The organism is Streptomyces sp. NPDC047000, assembly GCF_040644295.1.
Taxonomy (GTDB): Bacteria; Actinomycetota; Actinomycetes; order Streptomycetales; family Streptomycetaceae; genus Streptomyces.
On record NZ_JBEYWE010000001.1, the window covers coordinates 483,283 to 507,298 of the forward strand.

The 24,016-nt window shown below is 69.9% G+C and carries 18 protein-coding genes; 6 read left to right on the forward strand and 12 right to left on the reverse strand.

Annotated features, from left to right (window positions below; translation table 11 throughout):
* Window positions 1-429 precede the first annotated feature (429 nt).
* Window positions 430-8,169 carry a ricin-type beta-trefoil lectin domain protein gene (locus tag ABZ862_RS01965; protein WP_360951400.1) on the forward strand — a complete coding sequence of 2,580 codons (7,740 nt, stop codon included), beginning with the start codon at window positions 430-432 and terminating at the stop codon, window positions 8,167-8,169.
* An 89-nt stretch (window positions 8,170-8,258) separates the two neighbouring features.
* Here the strand turns inward: ABZ862_RS01965 and ABZ862_RS01970 are convergent, their stop codons facing one another.
* The 3 genes from ABZ862_RS01970 to ABZ862_RS01980 form a co-directional block, all read right to left on the reverse strand.
* Window positions 8,259-8,969, reverse strand: coding sequence for a hypothetical protein (locus tag ABZ862_RS01970; RefSeq protein WP_360950614.1), 711 nt, complete (start codon window positions 8,967-8,969; stop codon window positions 8,259-8,261).
* Window positions 8,970-9,271: 302 nt separating this feature from the next.
* On the reverse strand, window positions 9,272-9,691 hold the full coding sequence (locus tag ABZ862_RS01975; protein WP_360950617.1) for a PIN domain-containing protein: 420 nt from the start codon (window positions 9,689-9,691) through the stop codon (window positions 9,272-9,274).
* Window positions 9,688-9,972, reverse strand: coding sequence for a hypothetical protein (locus ABZ862_RS01980; protein WP_360950620.1), 285 nt, complete (start codon window positions 9,970-9,972; stop codon window positions 9,688-9,690). Before ABZ862_RS01980 ends, ABZ862_RS01975 begins: the two co-directional genes overlap by 4 nt.
* Window positions 9,973-10,239: 267 nt before the next feature.
* Here ABZ862_RS01980 and ABZ862_RS01985 point away from each other — a divergent pair, with 267 nt between their 5' ends.
* Both ABZ862_RS01985 and ABZ862_RS01990 read left to right on the forward strand, forming a co-directional pair.
* Window positions 10,240-11,721: an AlkA N-terminal domain-containing protein gene (locus ABZ862_RS01985; protein ID WP_360950623.1), complete on the forward strand. Its 1,482-nt coding sequence runs from the start codon at window positions 10,240-10,242 to the stop codon at window positions 11,719-11,721.
* 29 nt (window positions 11,722-11,750) lie between these two features.
* Window positions 11,751-12,233: a methylated-DNA--[protein]-cysteine S-methyltransferase gene (locus ABZ862_RS01990; RefSeq protein ID WP_360950626.1), complete on the forward strand. Its 483-nt coding sequence runs from the start codon at window positions 11,751-11,753 to the stop codon at window positions 12,231-12,233.
* A 201-nt stretch (window positions 12,234-12,434) separates the two neighbouring features.
* On the opposite strand, the gene ABZ862_RS01995 is transcribed toward ABZ862_RS01990, so the two are convergent.
* Together ABZ862_RS01995 and ABZ862_RS02000 are read right to left on the reverse strand one after the other, a co-directional pair.
* Window positions 12,435-13,286, reverse strand: coding sequence for an aldo/keto reductase (locus ABZ862_RS01995; protein ID WP_360950629.1), 852 nt, complete (start codon window positions 13,284-13,286; stop codon window positions 12,435-12,437).
* A 39-nt stretch (window positions 13,287-13,325) separates the two neighbouring features.
* Window positions 13,326-14,354 (reverse strand): alcohol dehydrogenase catalytic domain-containing protein, encoded by a 1,029-nt coding sequence (locus tag ABZ862_RS02000; protein ID WP_360950632.1) that lies wholly within the window; start codon window positions 14,352-14,354, stop codon window positions 13,326-13,328.
* A 211-nt stretch (window positions 14,355-14,565) separates the two neighbouring features.
* Between ABZ862_RS02000 and ABZ862_RS02005 the strand changes: the two genes are divergently transcribed.
* Window positions 14,566-15,459 carry a helix-turn-helix transcriptional regulator gene (locus tag ABZ862_RS02005; RefSeq protein ID WP_360950635.1) on the forward strand — a complete coding sequence of 298 codons (894 nt, stop codon included), beginning with the start codon at window positions 14,566-14,568 and terminating at the stop codon, window positions 15,457-15,459.
* Here ABZ862_RS02005 and ABZ862_RS02010 read toward each other — a convergent pair.
* Window positions 15,456-16,202, reverse strand: a complete 747-nt coding sequence (locus tag ABZ862_RS02010) for a Sir2 family NAD-dependent protein deacetylase (RefSeq protein ID WP_360950638.1) — start codon at window positions 16,200-16,202, stop codon at window positions 15,456-15,458. The two genes, ABZ862_RS02005 and ABZ862_RS02010, sit on opposite strands and share 4 nt — an antisense overlap.
* Window positions 16,203-16,457: 255 nt before the next feature.
* Here ABZ862_RS02010 and ABZ862_RS02015 point away from each other — a divergent pair, with 255 nt between their 5' ends.
* Entirely contained in the window at window positions 16,458-17,303 is an 846-nt protein-coding gene (locus tag ABZ862_RS02015) for a DUF5707 domain-containing protein (protein ID WP_360950641.1), read from the forward strand.
* A gap of 86 nt (window positions 17,304-17,389) precedes the next feature.
* On the opposite strand, the gene ABZ862_RS02020 is transcribed toward ABZ862_RS02015, so the two are convergent.
* Window positions 17,390-17,890, reverse strand: coding sequence for an NUDIX hydrolase (locus ABZ862_RS02020; RefSeq protein ID WP_360950644.1), 501 nt, complete (start codon window positions 17,888-17,890; stop codon window positions 17,390-17,392).
* Between the two features lie 84 nt (window positions 17,891-17,974).
* The gene (locus ABZ862_RS02025; protein ID WP_360950647.1) at window positions 17,975-19,081 is read right to left on the reverse strand and encodes an ADP-ribosylglycohydrolase family protein; all 1,107 of its coding nucleotides are present in this window, start codon (window positions 19,079-19,081) and stop codon (window positions 17,975-17,977) included.
* Between the two features lie 170 nt (window positions 19,082-19,251).
* Between ABZ862_RS02025 and ABZ862_RS02030 the strand changes: the two genes are divergently transcribed.
* Window positions 19,252-20,406 carry a glycerate kinase gene (locus ABZ862_RS02030; RefSeq protein ID WP_360950650.1) on the forward strand — a complete coding sequence of 385 codons (1,155 nt, stop codon included), beginning with the start codon at window positions 19,252-19,254 and terminating at the stop codon, window positions 20,404-20,406.
* A 199-nt stretch (window positions 20,407-20,605) separates the two neighbouring features.
* On the opposite strand, the gene pssA is transcribed toward ABZ862_RS02030, so the two are convergent.
* The 4 genes from pssA to ABZ862_RS02050 form a co-directional block, all read right to left on the reverse strand.
* Window positions 20,606-21,427, reverse strand: a complete 822-nt coding sequence (gene pssA, locus ABZ862_RS02035) for a CDP-diacylglycerol--serine O-phosphatidyltransferase (protein WP_360951403.1) — start codon at window positions 21,425-21,427, stop codon at window positions 20,606-20,608.
* A gap of 22 nt (window positions 21,428-21,449) precedes the next feature.
* On the reverse strand, window positions 21,450-22,106 hold the full coding sequence (locus ABZ862_RS02040; protein WP_360950653.1) for a phosphatidylserine decarboxylase: 657 nt from the start codon (window positions 22,104-22,106) through the stop codon (window positions 21,450-21,452).
* 187 nt (window positions 22,107-22,293) lie between these two features.
* Window positions 22,294-23,499, reverse strand: coding sequence for an acyl-CoA dehydrogenase family protein (locus tag ABZ862_RS02045; RefSeq protein WP_360950655.1), 1,206 nt, complete (start codon window positions 23,497-23,499; stop codon window positions 22,294-22,296).
* Window positions 23,500-23,502: 3 nt separating this feature from the next.
* Window positions 23,503-24,015, reverse strand: a complete 513-nt coding sequence (locus tag ABZ862_RS02050; protein WP_360950658.1) for a MaoC family dehydratase — start codon at window positions 24,013-24,015, stop codon at window positions 23,503-23,505.
* Window position 24,016: the final 1 nt, after the last annotated feature.

The following is a 24,016-nucleotide window of genomic DNA, read 5'->3' on the forward strand; positions in this document are numbered from 1 at the left end:
ACTTGCTTGGTGAACGTTTGACCGGTAATTGACCATGTGTCATCTGCGGCTTTTGATCACCCGGACTGGGTGTATAGGGCACTGAAATCGTGGACTCGTCTATTTTTTGCATTGTGTGACGAAGCGTCAGTCATATCCCGTGTGGCAGATCACATCAGGTCCGGGAGCCGGACATGAGGCGATCTTGAAAAGCGTGGCGGCCATGACAGAAGGTTCGGGCGCCATCTGTCTTTTTCGCATGCCTTGGTGGGGTCGACGCGTATGCGTGCTCAAAGTCCACCGTCGTGGCTGAGGCGGCAACGCCCGGTCAGGACGGAGTCACAACGACGGCGCCGCCGGCGAAGCCGCGTGGCGACCGTCCTGCTGCTGTCATCCGCTTTGCTGGTGAGCAGTCTCAGCGCGGAGGCGTGGGCGATACCCGGCCCGGGCATGACCCGCGAGGAGGTGAAGCTCCCCGACCTGCCCGAGCCCGTCACACTGGACGCCGACGAGCAGGCCGAGAAGAACCTCACCACCGCGGACGAGGTCCCCATCGTCCCCTACACCCCGGTCGCGGTCACACCGTGGACGCAGGACAGCGGCGTCGCCCCCCTGAAGGCGGACACCGCGCCGGGCACCATGGTCCCGGTCGACGACCTGCCGATCGCGGTGGGCGTACCCGCAGGCACGGACCCGGCCGCGATCGACGGTGACTGGAAGGTCGACCTGGCCGCGCCGACCGCGTCGCAGGACGCGGGCGTCTCCGGCCTGATCATGAAGGTCACCCCGCCGGCCGACGCCGACCCGGCCGCCCAGGTCGCGATCGACGTCGACACCACCGGCTTCGCCGACCTGTACGGCCCCCAGGCCGCCGAACGCTTCGGCCTGGTCCTGCTGCCGGACTGCGTCATGGACGCCCCCGACACCGGCGACTGCGCCACCGACAGCGGTGTGACCACCCTGTCGGGCAAGAGCGAGAAGCGGCCCGAGCGGCTGCGCAGCTCGGTCAAGGTCGTCCCCGCGGCCAAGGCGCCGACGAGGACCAAGGCCGCGAGGAAGGCCGCCCAGCGTAAGATCCTCACCGGTACCGTGCCGGTCGGCGAGCTGCTCGGCGGCACCGCGGGCACGACCGCCTCCGGGGCCTCGGCGCGGACCGCGTCGTACCGCGGTGGCGACGTGCTGCCCGTGGTGGACGCCTCCCGTCCGCAGGTCATCGGTGCGATGGACACGGGAGCCTCCGCGAGCGGCGACTTCACCGCCTCCCCGCTGCTGTCGTCGGGCGCCTGGGCCGCCGGCTCCTCGTCGGGCGCGTTCACGTACTCCTACGACGTGCAGGTGCCGGAGACCGCGGGCGGTCTGGCGCCGAAGATATCCCTGGGCTACTCCTCCCAGTCGGTGGACGGCCGGACGTCGGCGACGAACAACCAGGCCTCCTGGATCGGCGACGGCTGGGACTACAACCCGGGTTCGATCACCCGGACGTATGCCAACTGCCGCGAGGACTCCAAGAAGGACGGCTCCAACAACAAGACGCACCGCACCGCGGACCTGTGCTGGGGCTCGGACAACGCGACCCTGTCGCTGGGCGGCATGACCACCGAGCTGGTGTGGGACAAGGCCCAGGGCAAGTGGTTCACCGCCAACGGCGACGGCTCGAAGATCGAGCGCCTCACCGACGCGGACAACGGCAACGGCGCCCACGACGGCGAGTACTGGGTCGTCACCACCCGGGACGGCACCCGCTACCACTTCGGCCTGAACAAGCTGCCGGGCTGGACCTCGGGACAGCCGGTGACCGACTCCGTGCTGAACGTGCCGGTCTACGGCAACCACGAGGGCGAGGACTGCTACAAGGCCGGGGACTGGGCCCACTCGTGGTGCACCCAGGGCTGGCGGTGGAACCTCGACTACGTCGAGGACATCCACGGCAACGCCATGTCCCTGTGGTGGAACAAGGCGCAGAACCACTACGCCCGCAACTTCGACTTCAAGGCCCCGGTCGTCTACGACCGTGACGGCTGGCTCGACCACATCGACTACGGCCAGCGCAAGGACACCCTCTTCTCCGCGACCGCCCCGGCCCGGGTGACCTTCACCGTCGCCGAACGCTGCCTGCCCGAGGGAGACCTGACCTGCTCGGACGCCAACTTCGAGGACAAGGACCCGGGCAAGTACCGCATCTGGTACGACACCCCGGCCGACCTGAACTGCAAGCAGGTCACCTCCACCTACAAGACGAAGTGCTGGAACGCGGGTCCGTCGTTCTGGAGCCGCAAGCGACTGACGCAGATCCAGACCTCCGCGCAGCGCCGTACCGACACCACCGCCCGCCAGGTCGTGGACCGCTACGCGCTCACCCAGAACTTCCCGGTCCTCAAGACCGGCCCCAACACGGCCCTGTGGCTGGAGTCGGTGCAGCGCACCGGCTACGCGCGCAAGGGCAGCACGGACGCGAGCGTCACCATGAACGCGGTGCGTTTCGAGTCCGACCCCGAGGACATGCCCAACCGGGTGATGCGCCCCGACGACCCGCGCCCCAGTTTCTCCCGGCTCCGGATCGGGCGGGTCATCAACGAATACGGCGGCGAGACCGTCGTCACCTACAAGAAGCCCGAAGGCGACTGCGCCACCGGCACCGGCCTGCCCGGCAAGTCCGACACCGCCGCTCTGAAGGCGAACACCCGGCTGTGCTACCCCTCGTACTGGTCCCCGGACCCCGAGGTCGAGGACATCGACTGGTTCCACAAGTACGTCGTGGAGTCCATCGAGGAACTCCCCAACGTCGACGGAGCGTTCGCGACCAAGACGGCCTACGAGTACAAGAACCCGGGCTGGAGGCGCGCCGACGCCGAGTTCACCAAGAAGTCGACCCGCACGTACTCGCAGTTCGCGGGCGTCGAGCAGACCACGGTGATCACCGGCACCGACGACGCGTCGATCGGATCCAAGAAGTCGAAGGCGGTGACGAGGTTCTTCCGCGGCATGGGTGACACCGTGTCGGTGAAGGACATCACCGGCACCGAGATCGCCAAGGACCGCGAGCCCTTCGCCGGCCTCATCGCGGAGGAACTGGACTACGACAACGCGACCGACGCCGACACCGCATGGGTCTCCCGCAGCATCACCGTCCCGGAGGCCACCGAGCTGGCTCACCGCGACCGCGACGACGGCCTGGACCCGCTGCGCGCCTGGCGCGTCACCGAGCCGGACGAGATCGCGTACACCAAGTCCTCCGGCTCCAACAGCGACGACCCCCGCACCGAGCGGGTCGTCAGGACCCACACCACCTACGAACCGGACCACGGTCTGCCCGTGCTGGTGGAATCACTCGGCGACACCGGCAGGACCGGCGACGAGTCGTGCACCAGGTCGGAGTACGTCCACAGCACCGCCAAGAACCTCATCGGCCTGACCAAACAGGTCCTGGTCTCCCCGACCACCTGCGCCGCCGCCGACTTCTCAGACCTGTCCACGCTCACCGGCACCCGGACGGCGTACGACAACCAGGACTACGGCGTCGCCCTCTCCGGCACCACCAAGGGCGAGGCGTCCGAGACCTGGTCGGTCAACGGCACCGGCACCGGCTGGCAGTCGGACGGCACGACCGAGTTCGACGCCGTCGGCCGCGTGACCCGCACCACCGACCAGGACCACAAGACCGCCGGTCTGATCACCTACGACCCGCCCTCGGGCCAGGTGTTCAAGGTCACCGAGACCAACGCCCTCGGTCACTCCGAGGTCCGCGAGATCGAGCCGGGCCGTGGCACCACCACGAAGACGACCGACGCGAACGACCACGTCACCCAGGCCGAGTTCGATCCGCTGGGCCGTCTGGAGAAGGCGTGGGCGGCGGACCGTACCCCGTCCGACACCGCCGTGCCCGACTTCCGCGCCGTCTACACCGTGCCGGAGTACAAGGAGGGCGCGGAACGCAAGCCGTCCTACGTCACCACCTACACCCGCGGCTACGACGACCGCGTCGACACCTCCGTCACCCTCTACGACGGCCTCGGCCGTGAGCGGCAGACCCAGGAGGAGGCCGACGGCGGCGGCCGGCTGATCACCGACACGCTGTACAACAGCTCCGGTGAGGTCTGGCAGACCAACAACGCCTATCTGACCTACGAGGCCAAGGCGGGTGAGCTGTTCACCCCGCTCGCCGACACGGCCGTCCCCAACATCACGCGCTACACCTACGACGGTTCCGGCCGTGTGCTGAAGGAGACGCCGGTCCTCAAGGTCGAGGACCCGCTGACCCACGAGTCCTCCTCCCAGCCCGTCGAGGAACGGGCCACCCGCTACGAGTACGGCCTGGACTGGTCGAAGGTCGACAACCCGACCGGCGCCTCCGACTACCGCGTCTACACCGACGCGCTCGGCCGTACCTCCCGGGTCGACACCTTCGACCCGGACGCGTCCGGCGGCTTCACGTCGATGAACTACGAGTACGAAGCCCGCGGTTACCTGGTCAGGGCGTACAACTCCGCCGACAAGACCCACCCGTGGACGTGGTCCTACGACCACCGCGGCCGCCAGGACTCCGCGACCGACCCCGACACCGGTACCGCGTACACCACGTACGACCACCACGACCGTGTCCTCACCACGAAGAACGCCCGCGGCATCGTCGTCTGGAACGGCTACGACGAGCTGTCCCGGCCGACCGAACAGCGCCTGGACAGCTCGTCCGGCACCCTGCTGGCCGGATTCGCCTACGACCTGGCGCCGGGCGGCAAGGGCATGCCCTACGCTGCCACCCGCTACACCGACGGCCAGGCGTACACCCAGCAGGTCAACGGCTACACCAAGGACTACCAGCCGACCTCGACCACCCTGGCCCTGCCCGCCGCCCTGGCCTCCACCTGGGGCCTGGAGCCGTCGTACACGTACTCCTACCAGTACAGCGACAACGGCATGCTGGAGGAGTCCACCCTGCCGAAGGCGGGCCGGTTCGGCTCCGAGAAGCTCGTCGTCCGCTACAACAAGGACGGCAACCCGCTCTCCGTCTCCGGCAAGGACTGGTACGGCTCGGAGACGGTCTACGACCCCTACGGCCAGGTGCTGCGCTCCACGCTCGGCGCCCAGCCCTACCGGGTGTGGACGCAGTCGACGTTCGACGAGTCCAGCGGTGAACTGAAGGACCAGCAGGTCTACCGCGAAGGCAGCGGGGACAAGTCGGTGGTCTCCGGCAACCTCGTCTCCAAGCGGTCCTACTCCTACGACCCGTCCGGCAACGTCACCTCCATCCAGGAGGCGGCCACCGGCATCGACGAGCGTCAGTGCTTCGTCTACAACCCGCTGGGCGAGCTGAAGACGGCCTGGACCTCCAAGGACCAGACCTCCTGCGCCGGCCCGAAGAACACCGACGGCACGCTCAACGTGGCCGCAGGCAAGGACGGTTCCGGCTACTGGCAGGAGTACGACTACGACCTCCTCGGCAACCGGACCGGGCTGACCGAGAAGAACCTCGCCGGTGACACCGCCAAGGACGCCACCACCACCTACGCCTACGGCAAGGCCGACGGCACCCAGCCGCACACGCTGACCAAGGTGTCGAAGACCTACACCACGCCGGCCGGCGCGCAGGTCAAGGCCGAGGCGACGCGCCTGTACGAACTCACCGGCGAGACCAGGTCGGTCACGTCCGTCGAGAACGGCGACAAGCAGGAGCTGACCTGGACCTACGACGGCCAGATCGACCGGATCAAGGGCGCGGGCGCCGGCGGCAGGACCCCGTACGTGGGCCTGGCGGACAAGTGCCTGGACCTCAAGGGCGGCCTGGCGGTCGCGGCGACGGCGATCCAGCTCTACGCCTGCAACACCTCTCCGGCGCAGAGCTGGCGCTTCACCCCGACCGCGGGGGCGGCGCAGACCGATCCCGACCGGGGCACGCTGAACGTCTATGACAAGTGGTGTGTCCAGCCCGCCGGCAACACGGCCGGGGCGGCTGCCCAGTTGCAGAAGTGCGACGGCTCGGCCGGCCAGGAGCTGAAGCGGAACGCCTCCGGCCAGCTCACCCATGTCGCCTCGGGCCTGTGCCTGGCGGTCAAGGACGCCGCGTCCGCGGACTCCACCCCGATCGTGCTGGCCGCGTGCGACAGCACGAAGGCGGCACAGCTGTGGGCGCCGCAGAACGACACCCGCTACATCTACGGCCCCGACGGCTCCCGCCTGCTGAAGATCAAGGGCAAACAGGCCACGCTGTACCTGGGCGAGACCGAGGTCACCGTCCAGCAGGGCGGCGTGCTGGTGGGCACCCAGCGCACCTACGAGGCGCCTGGTGGCGCGGTCATGCGCTACGCCAACGGCAACGGCAGTGAGCGCCTGGTCGCCCTCGCTAGCGACCACCAGGGCAGCATGTACGCCGAGATCGTCCTGGACGGCGACATGCCGGTGCGGATCCGCAAACAGGACCCGTTCGGCAACCAGCGCGGCACGGACACGGCAGGGGTGAACCTCCAGAGCCACACCGGGTTCCTGGGCGGCCCGACGGACGACGCCTCGGGCTTCGTCCCGCTGGGTGCCCGCCTCTACGACCCGGTGGTCGGACGCTTCCTGTCCGCCGACCCGGTCCTCGACCTCAACGACGTCCTCCAGTCCAACGGGTACTCCTACGCGCACAACAACCCGGTGACGATGTCCGACCCGTCGGGTCTGGCCATCTCGCTGTCCGCCTCCGAGCGGGCCGCGGCCCTCGCGGGCGCGGGTCTGTCGGCGGCCCAGGTCGCGCAGGCGCAGTCGATGATGGGCAAGTCCATGACCTCGGTGATCCTCGCCGTGGCGTGGGAGACGCTGAAGGACTTCATCGGCATCAACGACGCCATCGCCTGCTTCGGCGGTGACATGTGGTCCTGCGTCAGCATCGCGGTGGACGCGATCCCGTGGTCGAAGCTCGGCAAGATCCCGGCCGTCATGAAGGCCGTCAAGCGCACGATCAAGGCGGTCGAGTCGTTCCGCGCGGCCAAGAAAGCCGCCGAGCTTGTCCTGAGGGCGGCGAAAGCGGCCGAACGCATGGCCCTGAGAGCGAAGAAACTCGCGATCGAGCGGGCCAAGAAACTGGCGGCGCAACGCGCCAGGAAGAAAGCCGCGGAAGCCGCGAAGAGAACCGCCGACAGAGCCCTGGCGGCAGCCAGGAAGACCGGCAACCGCGTCCAGAAGCAGGCCCAGGCCAAGGCGGCCCCGAAGGTGTCGTCCCACGGCTCCGGCGGCGGTGGCGGCGGCGGCAAGGGCGGCTCCAAGCCAGGCGGCAGGTCCGGCGGCTCCGCCAAGAGCGACGGCGGCACCAGCGGCAGCGGAGGCTCGGGCAAGGCCGACGGCGGTGGCGGGACGTGCAACAGCTTCGTCCCGGGGACCAAGGTCCTGATGGCCGACGGCACCACCAAGCCGATCGACCAGGTCAAGGCCGGCGACAAGGTCGTCGCCACCGACCCGAAGTCCGGTGAGACCCGGACCGAGACCGTCACGGCCGAGATCAAGGGCCAGGGCCTGAAGCACCTCGTCAAGGTCACCGTCGACACCGACGGCAAGAAGGGCACGAAGACGGCCCAGGTCACCGCGACCGACGGCCACCCCTTCTGGGTCCCGGCACTGCGCACCTGGATCAAGGCCACGGACCTCATGTCCGGCGAGTGGCTGCGCACCAGCGCGGGAACGTACGTCCAGATCACGGCGGTACAGCGGTGGACGGTCCAGGACACCAGGGTCCATAACCTGACGGTCTCCGACGTCCACACCTACTACGTCGTGGCCGGAGCTACGTCGGTTCTCGTCCACAACACCAGTGGACAGGCATGCGAAACCTGGACTGCGGATCAGGGGCATGTGACCTCTGGAGTACTGGATGTCCAGGTCGATCAGGTTCCTTTGGGAAGCGGCCCGGACTCCGGCGGGTTCCTCAGTGCGGACGACAAGGCCGCTGACGGAGTTACCAAGGTCGTCGACTGGCGCTCCATCCCGGGTATGACGCACGAGAACCGTCACCACGTTGAGATGCAGGCCGCCGCGTATATGAGGCTCAACAATCTTCAGTTGGGCCGCCTCTACGTCAACCACCCCGACGGTGTCTGCGGCTACTGCGACGGACGCTATTACCAGGGCGGAGTCAATATCGAGGATGCTTTGCCGATGGGCGCGCAACTCTGGGTCACCGTGGCCGGCAGAACCACCCGTTATATCGGAAACCGAAGATGAACCTCGGTGATCCAGCATGACAATCTGCCGGTGGAGCGTGTGGATGCTCCACCGGCAGACGTTTTTCAGGCGGTGGTTATCTGGTTCTTTTAGAAGGGAGGTGGTTCAAACCGTTCGTCTGCTCGTTCTTCGAAGCGTGGCCTTGCGAGAATGTACGGTTCGATGCCGATGCCGTATTTCATGAGATCGATGCCGGGAGCGGCGGCGACGGTGAACATCCATCTTTCCTGGCCGGGTGGTGCGTAGCCGATCGGTGGCGGCGCCACCCTGGTCAGTGCGTCGGCGCTGCACAGCCAGCGTGTTGATGGAGCCTCGTTGACCACGGGCGTGAAGGGCAGAGCGGCAAACTGATTCGATGTATAGGGCTCGAGCACTTCCGTCGGTATCACAGCGGAGAACTTGTTCTCCGCTCCCACGAGTGCCTCGTGGACGGTGCGGTGCAGCAGGAATCGCTCGAGGTTCTCGCCGGTCGGCCGCCACTTCTCGGAAGTGTTCGTGCGGTCGAAGACCTGTCGGTCAGTCGATTCAGGATCCACGGCCCAGTAATAGCCTTGCTGGTTCTCGACCCAGAAAACCAGCATCCCGTCGGCGGCCCTTCTCAGGGCTGTCAATTTTACCGGATAATCTTGGAACCTGACCGGTACGCCTGTCGATGTAGCTGCTTCGTGCCACTCGATTAGTTCAGGCGGGACGTTTTCACACTTCGGAAGGGTAGGTTCCGGGGATCCGCCGGACGTGCCGTACCAGCGCCGGAGGAAACGCCGGACGCTGTTGCTTCGGGGGTGCAGGAGCTCTTCCACACAGGGATCGTACGGTCGCCCCCGGCCGTGGTGCAGTCGAGCGGTGACTGGCGGCCGCCACCTCCTGCGGCGGCCCTCGGCCTCACGCGATCATTCCCGGTCAATCGCGGGAACGACGAAGCCCTGAGCCGCACCCGCTCCCGCTACTGCTGCTTTGGGCGTCAGCCCGTCCCCCTGTGTGTACCGCGTGACCACGTCGTACCGCAATGATCAAGAACCGTCACGAGTCACCGCCGGACTCCCCGAGTTCAACCTGAGTGGGAATCTGGGGAAAACCGTGGGTGTTGCCGTCGCCGCTGCCGTCAGTCCAGGTCGGGAAGCAGGGTGAAGTAGTCCGTGTGCTTGGGCTGGACGACGGTGAAGTGACGGCGGTCGAGGGTGGCGACGCGCCGGGCTCCATGGCGTTCGGCGACCGCGATCACGGAGGCGTCGACCGCTCCGAGGGGGAGGCTGCCGTACTGCTCGATGAGTTCACCGACGCGGAGGAGGTCGTCGGGGGTGACGTTGTCGAGCTCGAAATGGCCGCCGGCCACGTGGTCGATGAACGTACGTTCCACGCGTGGCCAGTGCTCCAGTTGCCAGCTGACCTCGGCCAGGACGGTGGAGGGCAGGATCTTCCGGCCTCGGAGTCGGGAGAAGAAGTCCACGCAGCGGGCGTGGTGGTTGTCCCTGGCATTGAAGAACGCGACGAGTGGTCCGGTGTCGAGGATGGTGACGGTCACCCGGCGGCACTCCCGCGCCGGTCGCCGCGGGCTGCGATGTAGGCGTCGTGATTCTCCGCGTAGTCGGCGGGGGCGTCGATGCTGCCGGCGAGAGCGAGGAAGCTGGCCGGGAGCAGGTCACCCTCGTCGTCCGCCTCGTCGTTGTGCTCTTCCGCTCGCGGCGGGAGGACGTCGGCGAACTCTTCGTCCTGGCTGATGATCAAGCGGAGGCGGCGGGCCTGCCGAGGACTGAGGTGTTCCACCGCGTACCGCAGGTCTTCGTAGTCACGTGCTGCCGTCATGGCTCAAGTCTGGCATGTAGGCCCCTTCGGCGTCGTGGGGCAGCGACCTTTGCCTCCCCAGCCGCGCAGGCGGACAGCCCGAAGCCGGGACCTGGCGTACGGGATTGGCCTGCGGCGATTCGACGGGCCCGGCCTTCCCGACCCCGCGGTGCGCGTCGCCGGCTCCGCGACGGCCGGCCACCGAGCGGGGCCGAGGCGGTGGGGCCCGGACAGGCTGATGTCGGATTTCCGCCAGCCCCGCCCCTCCCGGTGCCGGATCCTGGACGTATGCACACCGGAATGCACACCGACAGGGAGCGCTGTGTCCGTGCCGTCCAGTCCAAGGACGCGCGGTTCGACGGCTGGTTCTTCACCGCCGTCCTGACCACCCGCATCTACTGCCGCCCGAGCTGCCCGGTCGTCCCGCCGAAGCCCGGGAACATGGTGTTCCACCCGAGCGCCGCCGCCTGCCAGCAGGCGGGTTTCCGGGCCTGCAAGCGCTGCCGTCCCGACACCAGCCCCGGCTCCCCGGAGTGGAACCACCGCGCCGACCTGGTCGCCCGCGCCATGCGGCTGATCGCGGACGGTGTCGTGGACCGCGAGGGCGTCCCCGGCCTGGCCGCCCGGCTCGGCTACAGCACCCGGCAGATCGAGCGACAGCTCCTCGCCGAGCTCGGCGCCGGACCGCTGGCCCTCGCCCGTGCCCAGCGTGCCCAGACGGCCCGGCTGCTGATCGAGACGACGCCGCTGCCCATGGCGGAGATCGCCTTCGCGGCGGGCTTCGCCTCCATCCGCACCTTCAACGACACCGTCCGCGAGGTCTACGCCCTGACCCCCAGCGGTCTGCGCACCCGGGCCCCGCGCACGACGGCGCCGACGGCCCCCGGCACCCTCGCCCTCCGCCTCCCCTTCCGTAAGCCCCTCAACCCCGACAACCTCTTCGGCCACCTCGCGGCGACCGCGGTACCGGGCGTCGAGGAGTGGCGGGCAGGGGCGTACCGCCGCACCCTGCGGCTGCCCTACGGCCACGGCATCGTGGCGCTCACCCCGCAGCCCGACCACATCGCCTGCCGGCTCTCCCTCAGCGATCTGCGCGATCTGCCCGTCGCCATCAGCCGCTGCCGCCGGATGCTGGACCTCGACGCCGACCCGGAGGCCGTCGACGACCGGCTGCGCGCCGACCCGGACCTGGCGCCGCTCATCGACAAGGCTCCCGGACGCCGGGTGCCGCGCACGGTCGACGAGGCGGAGTTCGCCGTGCGGGCGGTGCTGGGCCAGCAGGTCTCGACGGCCGCCGCCCGCACCCACGCCGCCCGCCTGGTCACGGCGCACGGCACCCCCGTGGACGATCCCGAGGGCGCCCTGACCCACCTCTTCCCGACCCCCGAGCAGCTTGCTTCCGCCGCTCCCGACACCCTGGCGATGCCCCGGACCCGCCGCACCACCTTCACCACCCTGGTGGACCAACTGGCCTCCCGGAAAATCCACTTGGGCGTGGAGAGCGACTGGCCGGAGACCCGCGCCCGCCTCCTCGCACTCCCGGGCTTCGGCCCCTGGACCGCCGACGTCATCGGGATGCGGGCCCTCGGCGACCCCGACGCGTTCCTCCCCACCGACCTCGGCGTCCGCCGCGCGGCGAAGGGACTCGGACTGCCCGCCACTCCGGCGGCCCTCACCGCCCGTGCCGCCGCCTGGCGTCCCTGGCGGGCGTACGCGGTCCAGTACCTCTGGGCGGCCGACAGCCACCCGATCAACTTCCTCCCCGCGTGAGCGGTTCCACGGACGACGAAGGACACGGCATGAAGCAGCACACCGTCACCGACAGCCCCTACGGCCCCCTCACCCTCGTCGCCGACGACGGCGTCCTGTGCGGCCTCTACATGGTCGGCCAGCGACACCGCCCACCGGAGGAGACCTTCGGCGAACGCGACGAGTCCCTCTTCGCGGAGGCGGAGGCCCAGCTGAAGGCGTACTTCGCGGGCGAGCTGAAGGAGTTCACCCTCGAACTGCGCATGAACGGGACCGAGTTCCAGCGCCGCGTCTGGGACCAGCTCCGTCTCATCCCCTACGGCGAGACCCGCTCCTACGGCCAGCTCGCCCACGCCCTCGGCAACCCCGGAGCTTCCCGCGCGGTGGGCCTCGCCAACGGCAGGAACCCGATCGGCATCATCGTGCCCTGCCACCGCGTGGTCGGCGCGAGCGGCAGCCTCACCGGCTACGGCGGCGGCCTGGACCGCAAGCAGCGCCTGCTGTCCTTCGAGAACGGAACGGCCCTGTTCTAGGGCATCGGAACCGGTGGGCGCACACGCTGAGGTGTCGCGTGTTCCGGCTCGGACGGCCGAGGTTGGTCACGACCAGGCGGGTGGCGGTCCTGCCGCGGAGGCCGAGGGCTTCGGTGAACCGTTGGACAGAGTCGGGCCGGACGGGTGCCCCGGGCGCTTGCCGCAGGACACCCGCGGCCGACGGCGGGCGGCTGATGCCGCTCAGCCGTCCAGACGGTGCCCGGCGAGCCGGGTGACCATCTCGGGATCGCGGTGGTCGAAGAACAGGGAGCCGCCGGTGTCGAGGGTGGCGATCCGGGCCATCTGCTCGTCGGTCAGCCGGAAGCCGAAGACGTCGATGTTCTCGGCCATGCGCTCGGCGCGCACCGACTTGGGGATGGCGACGACGCCGCGCTGGGTCAGCCAGCGCAGCACGACCTGCGCGACCGACTTGCCGTACTCCTTGCCGATCTCGGCGAGCAGCGGGTTGGCGAACAGGTCGTTCCTGCCCTCGGCGAAGCCGCCCCAGGACTGGATCTGTACCCCGTGCTCACGCATGAGGGCCTGGTAGTCGGCCCGCTGGAAGAAGGGGTGGGTCTCGACCTGGTTGACCGCCGGGGTGATCTCGTTGTTGACGATCAGGTCGATCAGCCGGTCGGGGTAGAAGTTGGCGACGCCGATCGCCCTGGCCGTGCCCTCGCGGTTGAGCGCCTCCATGGCGCGCCACTGGCCGTAGACGTCGCCGAAGGGCTGGTGCATCAGGTACAGGTCGAGGTGGTCCAGGCCCAGCTTGTCCAGGGACGTCTCGAACGCGCGCTTGGTGTTGTCCTCGGCGGGGGCGTCCTGGACCCACAGCTTGGTGGTGACGAACAGTTCCTCGCGAGGGATACCGCTGGACCCGATGGCGCGGCCTACGGCTTCTTCGTTGCCGTAGGCGGCGGCGGTGTCCAGCAGGCGGTAGCCGGCGGCCAGCGCCTCGGAGACGGCGCGCTCGGTGTCCCCGGCGGGGATCTGGTAGACGCCGAAGCCGAGGAGCGGCATCTCGACGCCGTTGTTGAGGGTGACGGTCTGCATGAGCCGGATGTCCTTCGATGTGCGGGTGGGAGCGGGTGGTCAGGGGCGGATGAGTGCCTTGAGGACCCGGCGGTCGGCCATGGCCCGGTAGGCGTCCGGTGTCCGGTCGAGGGGGAAGGTCTCGTCGAAGACGCGGCCGGGGGTGATGGTGCCGTCCAGGACGTCGGGCAGCAGTTCCGGGACGTAGGCGCGGGCGGAGCTGGCGCCGCCGGTCAGGGTGATGTTGCGCATGAACCCGGCCGGGCCCATCGGCCCCTGCTCGTACTGCGGGACGCCCAGGCGGCTGATGGTGCCCCCGTCCAGGACCGCGCCGAGCGCGGTGTCCAGGGCCGGGCGGGTGCCGACGGCCTCGATCACCTTGTCCACGCCGCCGGTCAGCTCGCGGATACGGGCGATACCCTCCTCGCCGCGCTCGGCGACCACATCGGTGGCGCCGAACTCGCGGCCCAGGCCGGTGCGGGCCTCGTGGCGGCCGGCGAGCACGATCCGCTCGGCACCGAGCCGCCTGGCGGCGATCACCGCGCACAGGCCGACCGCGCCGTCCCCGACGACCAGCACCGCGTCGCCGCGGCCGACACCCGCGGTGACGGCGCCGTGGTGGCCGGTGGTCATCACGTCCGACAGCGCCAGCAGCGACGGAAGCAGCGCGGAGTCGGCGGCCACCGGCAGCCTCACCAGCGTGCCGTCCGCGTACGGGACGCGGACGGCTTCGCCCTGGCCGCCGTCCACGCCGTCGAAGCCGTAGCGGCCGCCGTTGCGGCACGAGATGTGCAGACCCTTGGCGCAGTAGTCGCAGGTGTTGTCGCTGTAGGTGAACGGGGCGACGACCAGGTCACCGGTCTTCAGGCCGGCCACGTCCGCGCCGGTCTCCTCGACGACGCCGAGGAACTCGTGCCCCATGGGGCGGCCGGTGCCGGTGGCGGGCATGGCCGCGTAGGGCCACAGGTCGCTGCCGCACACGCACGCGGCCAGCGTGCGCACCACCGCGTCGGTCGGCCGGACGATCTTCGGGTCGGGCCGGTCCTCGACGCGGACGTCGCCGGCTCCGTACATCACTGCTGCACGCATGAGGGGTGCTGCTCCAAACTGGGGGTCGTACCGGGCGGTGCGGGTGATCGGCGTTCGAGCATCTGCGCCTGGGCGACGGCGAGAGTGCCGACGTCCTCCTCATCCACCTTGGCCCGGATTGCTCCGCTGTGGCAGGGCGGGCTCTTCGGGGGTCATGACAGGGCCCCCCTCCCGTCCGTGCGGCGGGTGCCCAGCGGGTGAGACTGGAGTCATGGCATCCGAGAGCGCGCACAGCGAGGGCGCCGAGCTGGGCCGCTACCTGCGCGCCCGCCGCACCCAGACCAGCCCCGAACACGTCGGCCTCACCGTCGGTACCGGCATCCGCCGCACCCCCGGCCTGCGCCGCGAGGAACTGGCCACCCTGGCCGGCATCAGCATCGACTACTACGTACGCCTGGAACGCGGCAAGGAGACCCGCCCCAGCCCCGCCGTCCTGGACTCCCTCTCCCGGGCCCTGCACATGGACGACCAGGAGCACCAGCACCTGCGCGATCTCGCCGCCAGAGCCGCCCGCTACGCCCCCGAACCCCCGCCCGCGCCCAGCCGCACCGTGCGCCCCCACCTCAAGCTGCTGCTCGAATCACTGCGCCCGAACCCGGCCTACGTCATCAGCCGCAGCATGGAGATGCTCGCCTGGAACCCCGGCGGCCTCGCCCTGTACGCGGGCCTGGAGGACTGGCCGGCCAGACACCGCAACCTCGCCCGCTACCTCTTCCTCCACCCGGCCGCGCGTGAACTGTTCCCGGACTGGGACCGCCAGATCACCGCCTGCGTCGCCCGGCTGCGCGCCGTCGCCGGCACCGCCCCCGACGCCCCCGACCTGACCAACCTGGTCGGTGAGCTCCTCCTCAAGAGCCCCGACTTCGCCCGGCTGTGGGAACGCTACGAGGTCACCGGCCGCAAGCCCGTACAGAAGACCTTCCACCACCCCCGCGTCGGCGCGGTCACGCTCACCTCCCAGTCCATGCAGCTGGAAGGCACCCCCGGCCAGCGCATCGGGGTCTACACCGCCGTCCCCGGCACCCCCGACCACGACGCCATGACGCTCCTCGACATGACCGCACCCGCAACCGCGCCCAGCCAGGAGATCCCATACAGGCACTAGCCGCGGTCGCTGTTGCCGACGCCGCTCAGGTCGCGCAGCAGCGCGGGCAGGGCGGTGCCGATGGGTTCGCGTACGACCTCGTCGGCGAGGCCGTCGTACGGGGTCGGCTCGGCGTTGACGATGACGAGGCGGGCGCCGTGGTCGGCGGCGACGCCCGCGAGCCCCGCGGCGGGCTGCACCTGGAGGGTGGTGCCGACGGCGATGAAGACGTGGCACGCCTTGGCGATCGCGGCGGCCTGCCCGAGGACCACCGGGTCGAGGCGTTCGCCGAAGTAGACGGTCGCCGACTTCAGGATGCCGCCGCAGTCCAGGCAGGGCGGGTCGGCCTCGCCCGCCTCGACCCTGGCGATAGCGTCCGCCATGGGTCCCCGGGCATGGCAGTCCGTGCAGATGACACTGCGGGCCGTGCCGTGCAGCTCCAGCACCTTGCGGTCCGGCATCCCGGCGAGCTGGTGCAACCCGTCCACGTTCTGCGTGAGCACCCGCACGGGCACCCCGGACTTCTCCAGCTCGGCCACCGCCCGGTGCGCGGCGTTCGGCTCGGCCCGCAGCGTCCGGTTCTGCCGCCGCATCTGCCACGACCGCCGCCGGATCTCCGGGTCGCCCATGTAGTACTCGTAGGTCACGAGCTTCTCGGCGTCGGGATCCTTCCGCCACAGCCCGTTGGGGCCCCGGTAGTCGGGGATGCCGGAGTCGGTGGAGATGCCGGCACCGCTGAGGATGGCGACGAGGGGGTGGCTCATGGCTCCGAGGGTAGGACGGGAGCGGATCGGCAGGCGAGTGATTTCCGGGCTGTGACGGTCACCGGCAGCACGCTCGTCCGGTGGGGCGAATGGTGGCAGCGGGCTGGGCGAGTTCCGCTGGAAATTTCTTGATTCCCGGTGCAACCATCTCCTTCCGTTGCCTGTCTGTACTGGTGAGTCGCTCGACTCGGAAAACGAAACAGGGCCCGGAATCCGGAAGGGGTTCGCGGGCGCCTGATCAGACGTGGGGAAAACATGCGTATACACGCCTCTGTCGGCATCGTGACCGCCGCGTTGGCTCTCTCCTCCTTAGCCGTTCCCGCCGCGCAGGCCGCATCCGGCCCTGCGGCCAACCCTTCGAAGCCCGCGGCGTTCGCGTCCGTGGCGAAGGATGTGTCGCGGGGCGACACGGCCATCGTGAGTTCCAGCGTCGGCGGCGCCAACACCATCGTGATGGGCGCCACCCAGAAGAAGACGGTCACGATCACCGTGACCGCCACCGACGACTCCGGCATCCAGGACGCCTTCGGCTTCCTGTGGCACGGCCCGAGCCTCGGTCACGCCGACGGCGTCCTGGGGCCGGACATGAGCAAGGCGCAGGTCGGCGACTGCTACAAGGTCACCGCGAAGATGTCGGCCTGCGAGGTGAAGGTCGTCGTCGACGCGAAGAGCGACCTCCACCGGTCCGACGCCCTCGCCGGCACCTGGCACATCTGGGCCGGCGCCGTCGCCAACGACGGCGACTACGTCGTGCACCAGGCCTACGGCACCGCCCAGGTGCAGCGTGCGGCGCAGCTGACCCTCGACGCCGCCCCTGAGCCGGTGAAGAAGGGCAAGACCCTCACCGTCACCGGGCGCCTGACCCGCGCGAGCTGGGCGCAGGGCAAGAACGTCGGTTACGCCGGGCAGTCGGTGAAGCTGCAGTTCCGCAAGAAGGGCAGCAAGACCTTCACCAAGCTCAAGACGGTCAAGACGGACAGCAAGGGAAATCTGAGGACCACCGTGAAGGCCACCGTGGACGGTGACTACCGGTACGAATTCCACCAGAATTCCACCACCTCGTGGGGCTCTTCGCGTCTCGATTTCGTAGATGTGAAGTGATACCGCGCCCGGCCCCGGTGAATTCCGGGGCCGGGCTGTGCGGGCGGTCCGGGAATTCACCGGGTCGCTTTCGCGTGACCCGGTTTTCACACGACCCGGTGGCCGTTCTCCAGTTCCGCCGTGCCCGCCCCGGTCGCCAGGACGTCCAGGGCGGTGTGGACGCGGTGGCCGAGGGCGCCGGGGAGGTGGGCGGTGAGGTCGTCGCGGGGGACCATGCGCCAGGACAGCAGCTCCTCCTCCTGGAGGCGGATCGCCGCCAGGTCGGAGTCGGTGAGGACCCCGCCGTCGTAGAGGTACGCCACCAGCGGCGGCCGTCCCGCGCCGTGCACCCAGTCCACCGCCAGCAGCCGGCCGAGCGTCACGTCGAGGCCGATCTCCTCGGCGGTCTCGCGGCGCGCGCCCTGGCGCGGGGTCTCGCCGTCGTCGGACTCGACCGTGCCGCCCGGCAGCCCCCAGCCCTCCCGGTAGTTCGGCTCGACGAGCAGGACCCGCCCCTCGGCGTCGCGGAACAGGGCGGCCGCCCCGACGAGGACACGGGGCAGGCCCGCGAGGTACGCGGCGAAGTCTGAAGCGGATGTCGAGGTCATGGCGGAAGGCTATCCGTCGGTCGTGGACCGACTCCCGAACGGGGATTCGCCGATCAGTTCGGCCAGGGCACGGCAGCAGGCCCGTCAGCCGGCGGAGACGGTGGACTCGGCGGCCAGCCGTGCCGTCCGTGCCGCCAGGTCGCTGATGGCCGCGCCGTCGAAGCCGAACACCGCGCTGCGGACCGTGTCCTCCAGCGGGTCCTTCCACTGCGGCCCGATCGCCGCCGCGCCGCGGTGCACCCCGGCCACCGAGCCCGCCGTCGCGCCGTTGGAGTCGGTGTCCAGGCCGCCGCGCACGGTGAGGGCGAGGGTGCGGGTGAAGTCGCCGGCGCCGTACAGCAGCCCGGCGGTGAGCACGGCGGCGTTCGGGACGGTGTGGATCCAGCCGAGGCCCGCCGTCTCCTCCGCCAGCGTGGTGAGGGTGTCCTCCCAGCCCATGCCGGTGTCGTGCAGGGAGACGACGCGGCGGACGGTGCGGGCGAGGCGGCTGCCCGCCGGGATCACCGTCAGCGAGGTGTCCAGGGCGTGCCGCGGCGTCGGCGCGGTGAACGCCGCCGCGATCAGCGCCGCCGCCCACATCGCGCCGTGGACGCCGTCACCGGTGTGGGAGAGCGCCGCGTCGCGGCGGGCCAGGGCGGCGGCGCGCTCCGGGGCGCCGGGACAGGTCCAGCCGTAGACGTCGGCGCGGATCAGGGCGCCGATCCACTCCTGGTACGGGTTCTCGTACGTCGCCGTCAGCGGCGGTCTCAGCCCGTTCGCGAGGTTGCGGTAGGCGGCCCGCTCCGCCGTGAACGTCTGCAGATACGGCAGTCTCAGCAGCCACAGCTCCCCGACCTGCTCGGTGGTGAAGTCGAAGCCGTGGGTCTCCAGCAGGTGCAGGCCGAGGATCGCGTAGTCGACGTCGTCGTCGCGGCAGCTGCCGTGGATCCGGCCGCGTACGCACTCCCGCCACTCGGGGCGCAGCGGGAAGGTGTCCTGGCTGTCCGCGGGAGGCTCCGGCAGGTAGTCCGTGAGGGGCAGGGCGGCGGTGCGCCGCAGGTAGCGGTCGATGCGCTCCCGGGTCCACACCTCGCCCTGCTCCACCGGCTTGCCGAGCATGTTGCCCGCGATCCGGCCGAGCCAGCCGCCGAGGATCCGGTCGGTGAGGTCCGCTTCGCTGCCCATGCCGCCCACCTCGCCCACAGGGGTCATGTCTACGGTCTACCCGATCCCGGGACGGGGCGCCCCTCCGTCAGTCGTGGCGCACAGGTGATTCGAAGGGTTCTGACGGAGTATGACGTCGGGGGCGTCCGCCCGTTACTGTCGCTGCGGCGCGGCCGGCCCCCGCAGGGCGAGGGGCCCGAGAGCGAGGGGTAGGCAAAGTGGCGGACGCTTCAGTGGCGGGCGGGACCCGGCGGGTCCTGATCGCCGCGGACAAGTTCAAGGGCTCGCTGACGGCCGTCGAGGTCGCCGAGCGGGTCACGGCCGGTCTGCGGAGTGTCGTACCGGACCTGGAGGTGGCGGCGCTGCCCGTCGCCGACGGCGGTGACGGCACGGTGGCGGCGGCGGTCGCCGCCGGTTTCGAGCGCCGGGAGGTACGGGTCGCCGGGCCGCTGGGCGACGAGATCACCGCCGCGTTCGCGCTGCGCGACGGCATGGCGGTGGTGGAGATGGCCGAGGCGAGCGGGTTGCAGCGGCTGCCGGCCGGGGTGTTCGCGCCGCTCACCGCGTCGACGTACGGCTCCGGGGAACTGCTGCGGGCCGCGCTGGACGCGGGGGCGCGGACCATCGTGTTCGGGGTCGGCGGGAGTGCCACCACGGACGGCGGTGCGGGCATGCTGACGGCGCTCGGGGCGCGGTTCCTGGACGAGGAGGGCGAGCCGGTGCCGCCGGGGGGCGGGGGGCTCGCGGAGCTGGTCCGTGCCGACCTGTCGGGGCTGGATCCGCGGCTGCCGTCAGTGGACCTGGTCCTCGCGAGCGACGTCGACAATCCGCTCACCGGTCCCAAGGGTGCCCCCGCCGTCTACGGCCCGCAGAAGGGAGCCTCGCCGGACGACGTCGAGCTGCTGGACGCGGCACTGGCGCACTACGTCGAGGTGCTGGAGACGGCGGCCGGCTCGCGGGCGGTGGAGTGCGCGGTCGCGCCGGGGGCGGGGGCCGCGGGGGGTGTCGGGTACGGGGCGCTGCTGGTCGGGGCGCGGTTCCGGGCCGGTATCGAGGTGATGCTGGACGTGCTGGGCTTCGGGGCGGCGCTGGAGCGGGCGGATCTGGTGATCACGGGGGAGGGGTCGCTGGATGCGCAGACGCTGCACGGGAAGGCTCCCGCGGGGGTCGCGGCGGCTGCGCGGGCGGCGGGGAGGGAGGTGGTGGCGGTGTGCGGGCGGCTGGCGCTTCAGCCGGTCGAGCTGGGGCTTGCCGGGATCCGGCGGGCGTATCCGCTCACGGGGGAGGAGCCGGATGTGGGGCGGTGCTTCTCCGAAGCGGGGCCGATCCTCGAGCGGGTGGCGGCGAAGGTGGCGCGGGATTTCCTGCTCTGACCGGAGGGTTCTTCGCCCCCGCCGCCCCTTCCCGTCCCGTCTCTGGGGGCTGCGCCCCCAGACCCCCCTTGTCGGCCCTTCGGGCCTCGTCCTCAAACGCCGGACGGGCTGAAAGCCAGCGCCCCCGGGGTGGGAACGGGAAGGGGCGGTGGGGGCGGAAAACCGCCCCCACCGCCCCTTCGCCAGGGAACCGGAACCGCTACGGCAGCTGCGCGGCGCGCGCCTCGCGGCGGTTGTCGCGGAAGTTGTTGACCCGGCGGGCCGTCGCGAACAGGGGGATCACCGCGCCCATGACCAGCTGCAGGGCGCAGCCCGTCTGGAGGAGGAGCTGTCCGCTCGGCGCCTCGAACGCCCACGCCGCCAGCAGCCCCATGGACAGCACGATCCACGACAGCATGGCGCCCGCGAGGCGCCCCCGGGGCTTCGGGTACTCGACCCGGCTGACCATCAGCCACGCCGTGCCGAGGATCGCCAGCAGCGTCGCCACGAAGGGCAGCTCCAGCAGCACGATGGAGACCACCGTCAGCGCCCCGAAGGGCGAGGGCATGCCCTGGAACATGCCGTTCTTCACCGTCACGCAAGAGAAGCGTGCCAGTCTCAGCACCACGGCCAGGAGGACGACGATCGCGCCGAGCGCCGCGACCCGCTGGTGCGCGTCGTCGGCGACCATGCCGTAGACGAGGACGAAGTACGCCGGCGCGAGGCCGAAGCTGATGAGGTCGGAGAGGTTGTCCAGCTCGGCGCCCATCGGGGAGGAGCGCAGCTTGCGCGCGACCAGACCGTCGAAGAGGTCGAAGACGGCGGCGCAGAGCATGAGGATGACGGCGGTCGCGGCGCTGTGCCGCGCCATGCCCGCCGACTCGTCGTGACCGGTGAGGTGCGGGATCAGGATGCCGGTGGTGGTGAAGTACACCGCCATGAAGCCGCACGTCGCGTTGCCGAGGGTGAGGGTGTCCGCTATCGACAGGCGCAGCGAGAGAGGCATCTCCTCCTCGTCGTCCAGGTCGTCCGCCTCGGGCACCCAGCCCGTCTGTGTGTCCGGATCAATCACGGTCAATGCGAGTCACCCCAGCCACGGTCTTCTGCCCGACCTCGACAGCCACCTCCACGCCCTCGGGCAGATAGAGGTCGACACGCGAGCCGAACCGGATCAGACCGATGCGGTCGCCCTGCTCGACCTTCGTGCCCTGGGGGAGATAGGGCACGATACGGCGGGCCACCGCGCCGGCGATCTGGATCATCTCGATGTCGCCGAGTTCGGTGTCGAAATGCCAGACTACGCGCTCGTTGTTCTCGCTCTCCTTGTTGAACGCGGGAACGAAGCCGCCCGGCACGTGCTCGACCGAGGTCACCGTGCCGGAGAGCGGGGCGCGGTTCACGTGGACGTTGAGCGGGGACATGAAGATCGCGACCCGGGTACGGCCGTCCTTCCACGGCATGATGCTCTGCACCACACCGTCGGCGGGGGAGATGACCCGGCCCGTGGCGATCTCGCGCTCGGGGTCGCGGAAGAACCACAGCATGCCCGCCGCGAGCGCGGTGGCGGGCACGGCTACGGCCTTGGCGGCGCCGGAGCGGCGGGCGCGGGCCAGGCTGAGGGCTGCGGTGGCGACGGTCGGGAGAAGCCACGGCGATGCTCCGCGCGCGAGGCGTAGGCCGGCCAGGCTGTCGCGAGGTGCAGAGGTTTGGCTGTGGGGCATGGATGACCTTCGTAGCGGATGATGCCGCGCGGTTTCGAAATCAGGGGACGGCGGCTTTCCCGCGATCGTAGCGGCTAAACGCCACAACTGGGTAAGGCGGGCAACCGAGTCGACGGCCGAAGAATGCCGACCGGACGCCTACGGGGTGTGACCCGCGTCTCGCGGAAAACACCCCGTAACCGGACTTTCACCCCTGGAAGCGGTACTCCTCGAGCAGCCGGCGCCCGATGATCATTTTCTGGATCTCGGCGGTGCCCTCGCCGATCAGCAGCATCGGGGCCTCCCGGTAGAGGCGCTCGATCTCGTACTCCTTGGAGAACCCGTAGCCGCCGTGGATGCGGAAGGCGTCCTCCACGACCTCCTTGCAGTACTCGGAGGCCAGGTACTTCGCCATGCCGGCCTCCAGGTCGTTGCGCTGGCCGGAGTCCTTCTTGCGCGCCGCGTTCACCATCATGGCGTGCGCGGCCTCCACCTTGGTGGCCATCTCGGCGAGCTTGAACTGGATGGCCTGGTGCTGGGCGATCGGCTTGCCGAAGGTGTGGCGCTGCTGGGCGTACCGCACGCCGAGTTCGAAGGCGCGCTGGGCGACGCCGCAGCCGCGGGCGGCCACGTTGACGCGGCCGACCTCCACGCCGTCCATCATCTGGTAGAAGCCGCGGCCGGTGGTGCCGCCCAGGACGCGGTCGGCGGGGATCCGCAGCCCGTCCATGATCAGCTCGGTGGTGTCGACCCCCTTGTAACCCATCTTGTCGATCTTGCCGGGGATGGTCAGACCGGGCCGGACCTCGCCGAAGCCGGGCTCCTTCTCCACCAGGAAGGTCGTCATCGACTTGTGCGGGGCCGTGCCCTCGGGGTGTCCTTCGTCACTGCGCACCAGCACGGCGACCAGGGACGAGGTGCCGCCGTTGGTCAGCCACATCTTCTGACCGGTCAGGACGTACTCGTCGCCCTCTTTGACCGCCTTCGACGTGATGGCCGACACGTCGGAGCCGAGGCCCGGCTCCGACATCGAGAACGCGCCGCGCACCTCGCCGAGCGCCATGCGCGGCAGGAAGGTGTCCTTCTGCTCCTGCGTGCCGTGCTGCTTGAGCATGTACGCCACGATGAAGTGCGTGTTGATGATCCCGGACACCGACATCCAGCCCCGGGCGATCTCCTCCACGCACAGCGCGTAGGTGAGGAGGGACTCGCCCAGGCCGCCGTACTCCTCCGGGATCATCAGCCCGAACAGGCCCAGCTCCTTGAGACCGTCGACGATCTGCTGGGGGTACTCGTCGCGGTGCTCCAGTTCGGTGGCGACCGGGATGATCTCCTTGTCGACGAAGTCACGGACGGTGGAGACGATCTCCTGCTGGACGTCGGTCAGTGAGGCGGTCTGGGCGAGACGGGCCATGGCTTACTTCTCCTGCTCCCTGAGCTCGGGGCGGCCGGGCTGCTCGCCGCCGCGCTCCTTGATGTACGTTTCGGTCGGCACCATCACCTTGCGGCGGAACACGCACACGAGCGTGCCGTCCTGCTTGTAGCCCTTGGTCTCGACGTGGACGATGCCCCGGTCGTTCTTCGACTTCGACGGCCACTTGTCGAGCACCGTCGTCTGGCCGTAGAGCGTGTCGCCGTGGAAGGTCGGCGCCACGTGCCTCAGCGACTCGATCTCCAGGTTGGCGATCGCCTTGCCGGAGACGTCCGGGACGGACATGCCGAGCAGCAGGGAGTAGATGTAGTTGCCGACCACGACGTTCTTGCCGAAGTCCGTGGTGCTCCCGGCGTAGTTGGCGTCCATGTGGAGCGGGTGGTGGTTCATGGTGAGGAGGCAGAAGAGATGGTCGTCGTACTCCGTGACCGTCTTTCCGGGCCAGTGCTTGTACACCGCCCCGACCTCGAACTCCTCGTAGGTCCGTCCGAACTGCATG

Excerpts from the sequence above, each read along its gene's own strand:
- ABZ862_RS02025 (WP_360950647.1), bottom strand. The coding sequence starts at position 19,081 with ATGACCCCTGTGGGCGAGGTGGGCGGCATGGGCAGCGAAGCGGACCTC.
- ABZ862_RS02050 (WP_360950658.1), bottom strand. The coding sequence starts at position 24,015 with ATGCAGTTCGGACGGACCTACGAGGAGTTCGAGGTCGGGGCGGTGTAC.
- ABZ862_RS01965 (WP_360951400.1), top strand. The coding sequence starts at position 430 with ATGACCCGCGAGGAGGTGAAGCTCCCCGACCTGCCCGAGCCCGTCACA.
- ABZ862_RS02015 (WP_360950641.1), top strand. The coding sequence starts at position 16,458 with ATGCGTATACACGCCTCTGTCGGCATCGTGACCGCCGCGTTGGCTCTC.
- ABZ862_RS02040 (WP_360950653.1), bottom strand. The coding sequence starts at position 22,106 with ATGCCCCACAGCCAAACCTCTGCACCTCGCGACAGCCTGGCCGGCCTA.
- ABZ862_RS02010 (WP_360950638.1), bottom strand. The coding sequence starts at position 16,202 with ATGAGCCACCCCCTCGTCGCCATCCTCAGCGGTGCCGGCATCTCCACC.
- ABZ862_RS02000 (WP_360950632.1), bottom strand. The coding sequence starts at position 14,354 with ATGCGTGCAGCAGTGATGTACGGAGCCGGCGACGTCCGCGTCGAGGAC.
- ABZ862_RS01980 (WP_360950620.1), bottom strand. The coding sequence starts at position 9,972 with ATGACGGCAGCACGTGACTACGAAGACCTGCGGTACGCGGTGGAACAC.
- ABZ862_RS01990 (WP_360950626.1), top strand. The coding sequence starts at position 11,751 with ATGAAGCAGCACACCGTCACCGACAGCCCCTACGGCCCCCTCACCCTC.
- ABZ862_RS01985 (WP_360950623.1), top strand. The coding sequence starts at position 10,240 with ATGCACACCGGAATGCACACCGACAGGGAGCGCTGTGTCCGTGCCGTC.
- ABZ862_RS02020 (WP_360950644.1), bottom strand. The coding sequence starts at position 17,890 with ATGACCTCGACATCCGCTTCAGACTTCGCCGCGTACCTCGCGGGCCTG.
- ABZ862_RS02005 (WP_360950635.1), top strand. The coding sequence starts at position 14,566 with ATGGCATCCGAGAGCGCGCACAGCGAGGGCGCCGAGCTGGGCCGCTAC.
- ABZ862_RS02045 (WP_360950655.1), bottom strand. The coding sequence starts at position 23,499 with ATGGCCCGTCTCGCCCAGACCGCCTCACTGACCGACGTCCAGCAGGAG.
- ABZ862_RS01995 (WP_360950629.1), bottom strand. The coding sequence starts at position 13,286 with ATGCAGACCGTCACCCTCAACAACGGCGTCGAGATGCCGCTCCTCGGC.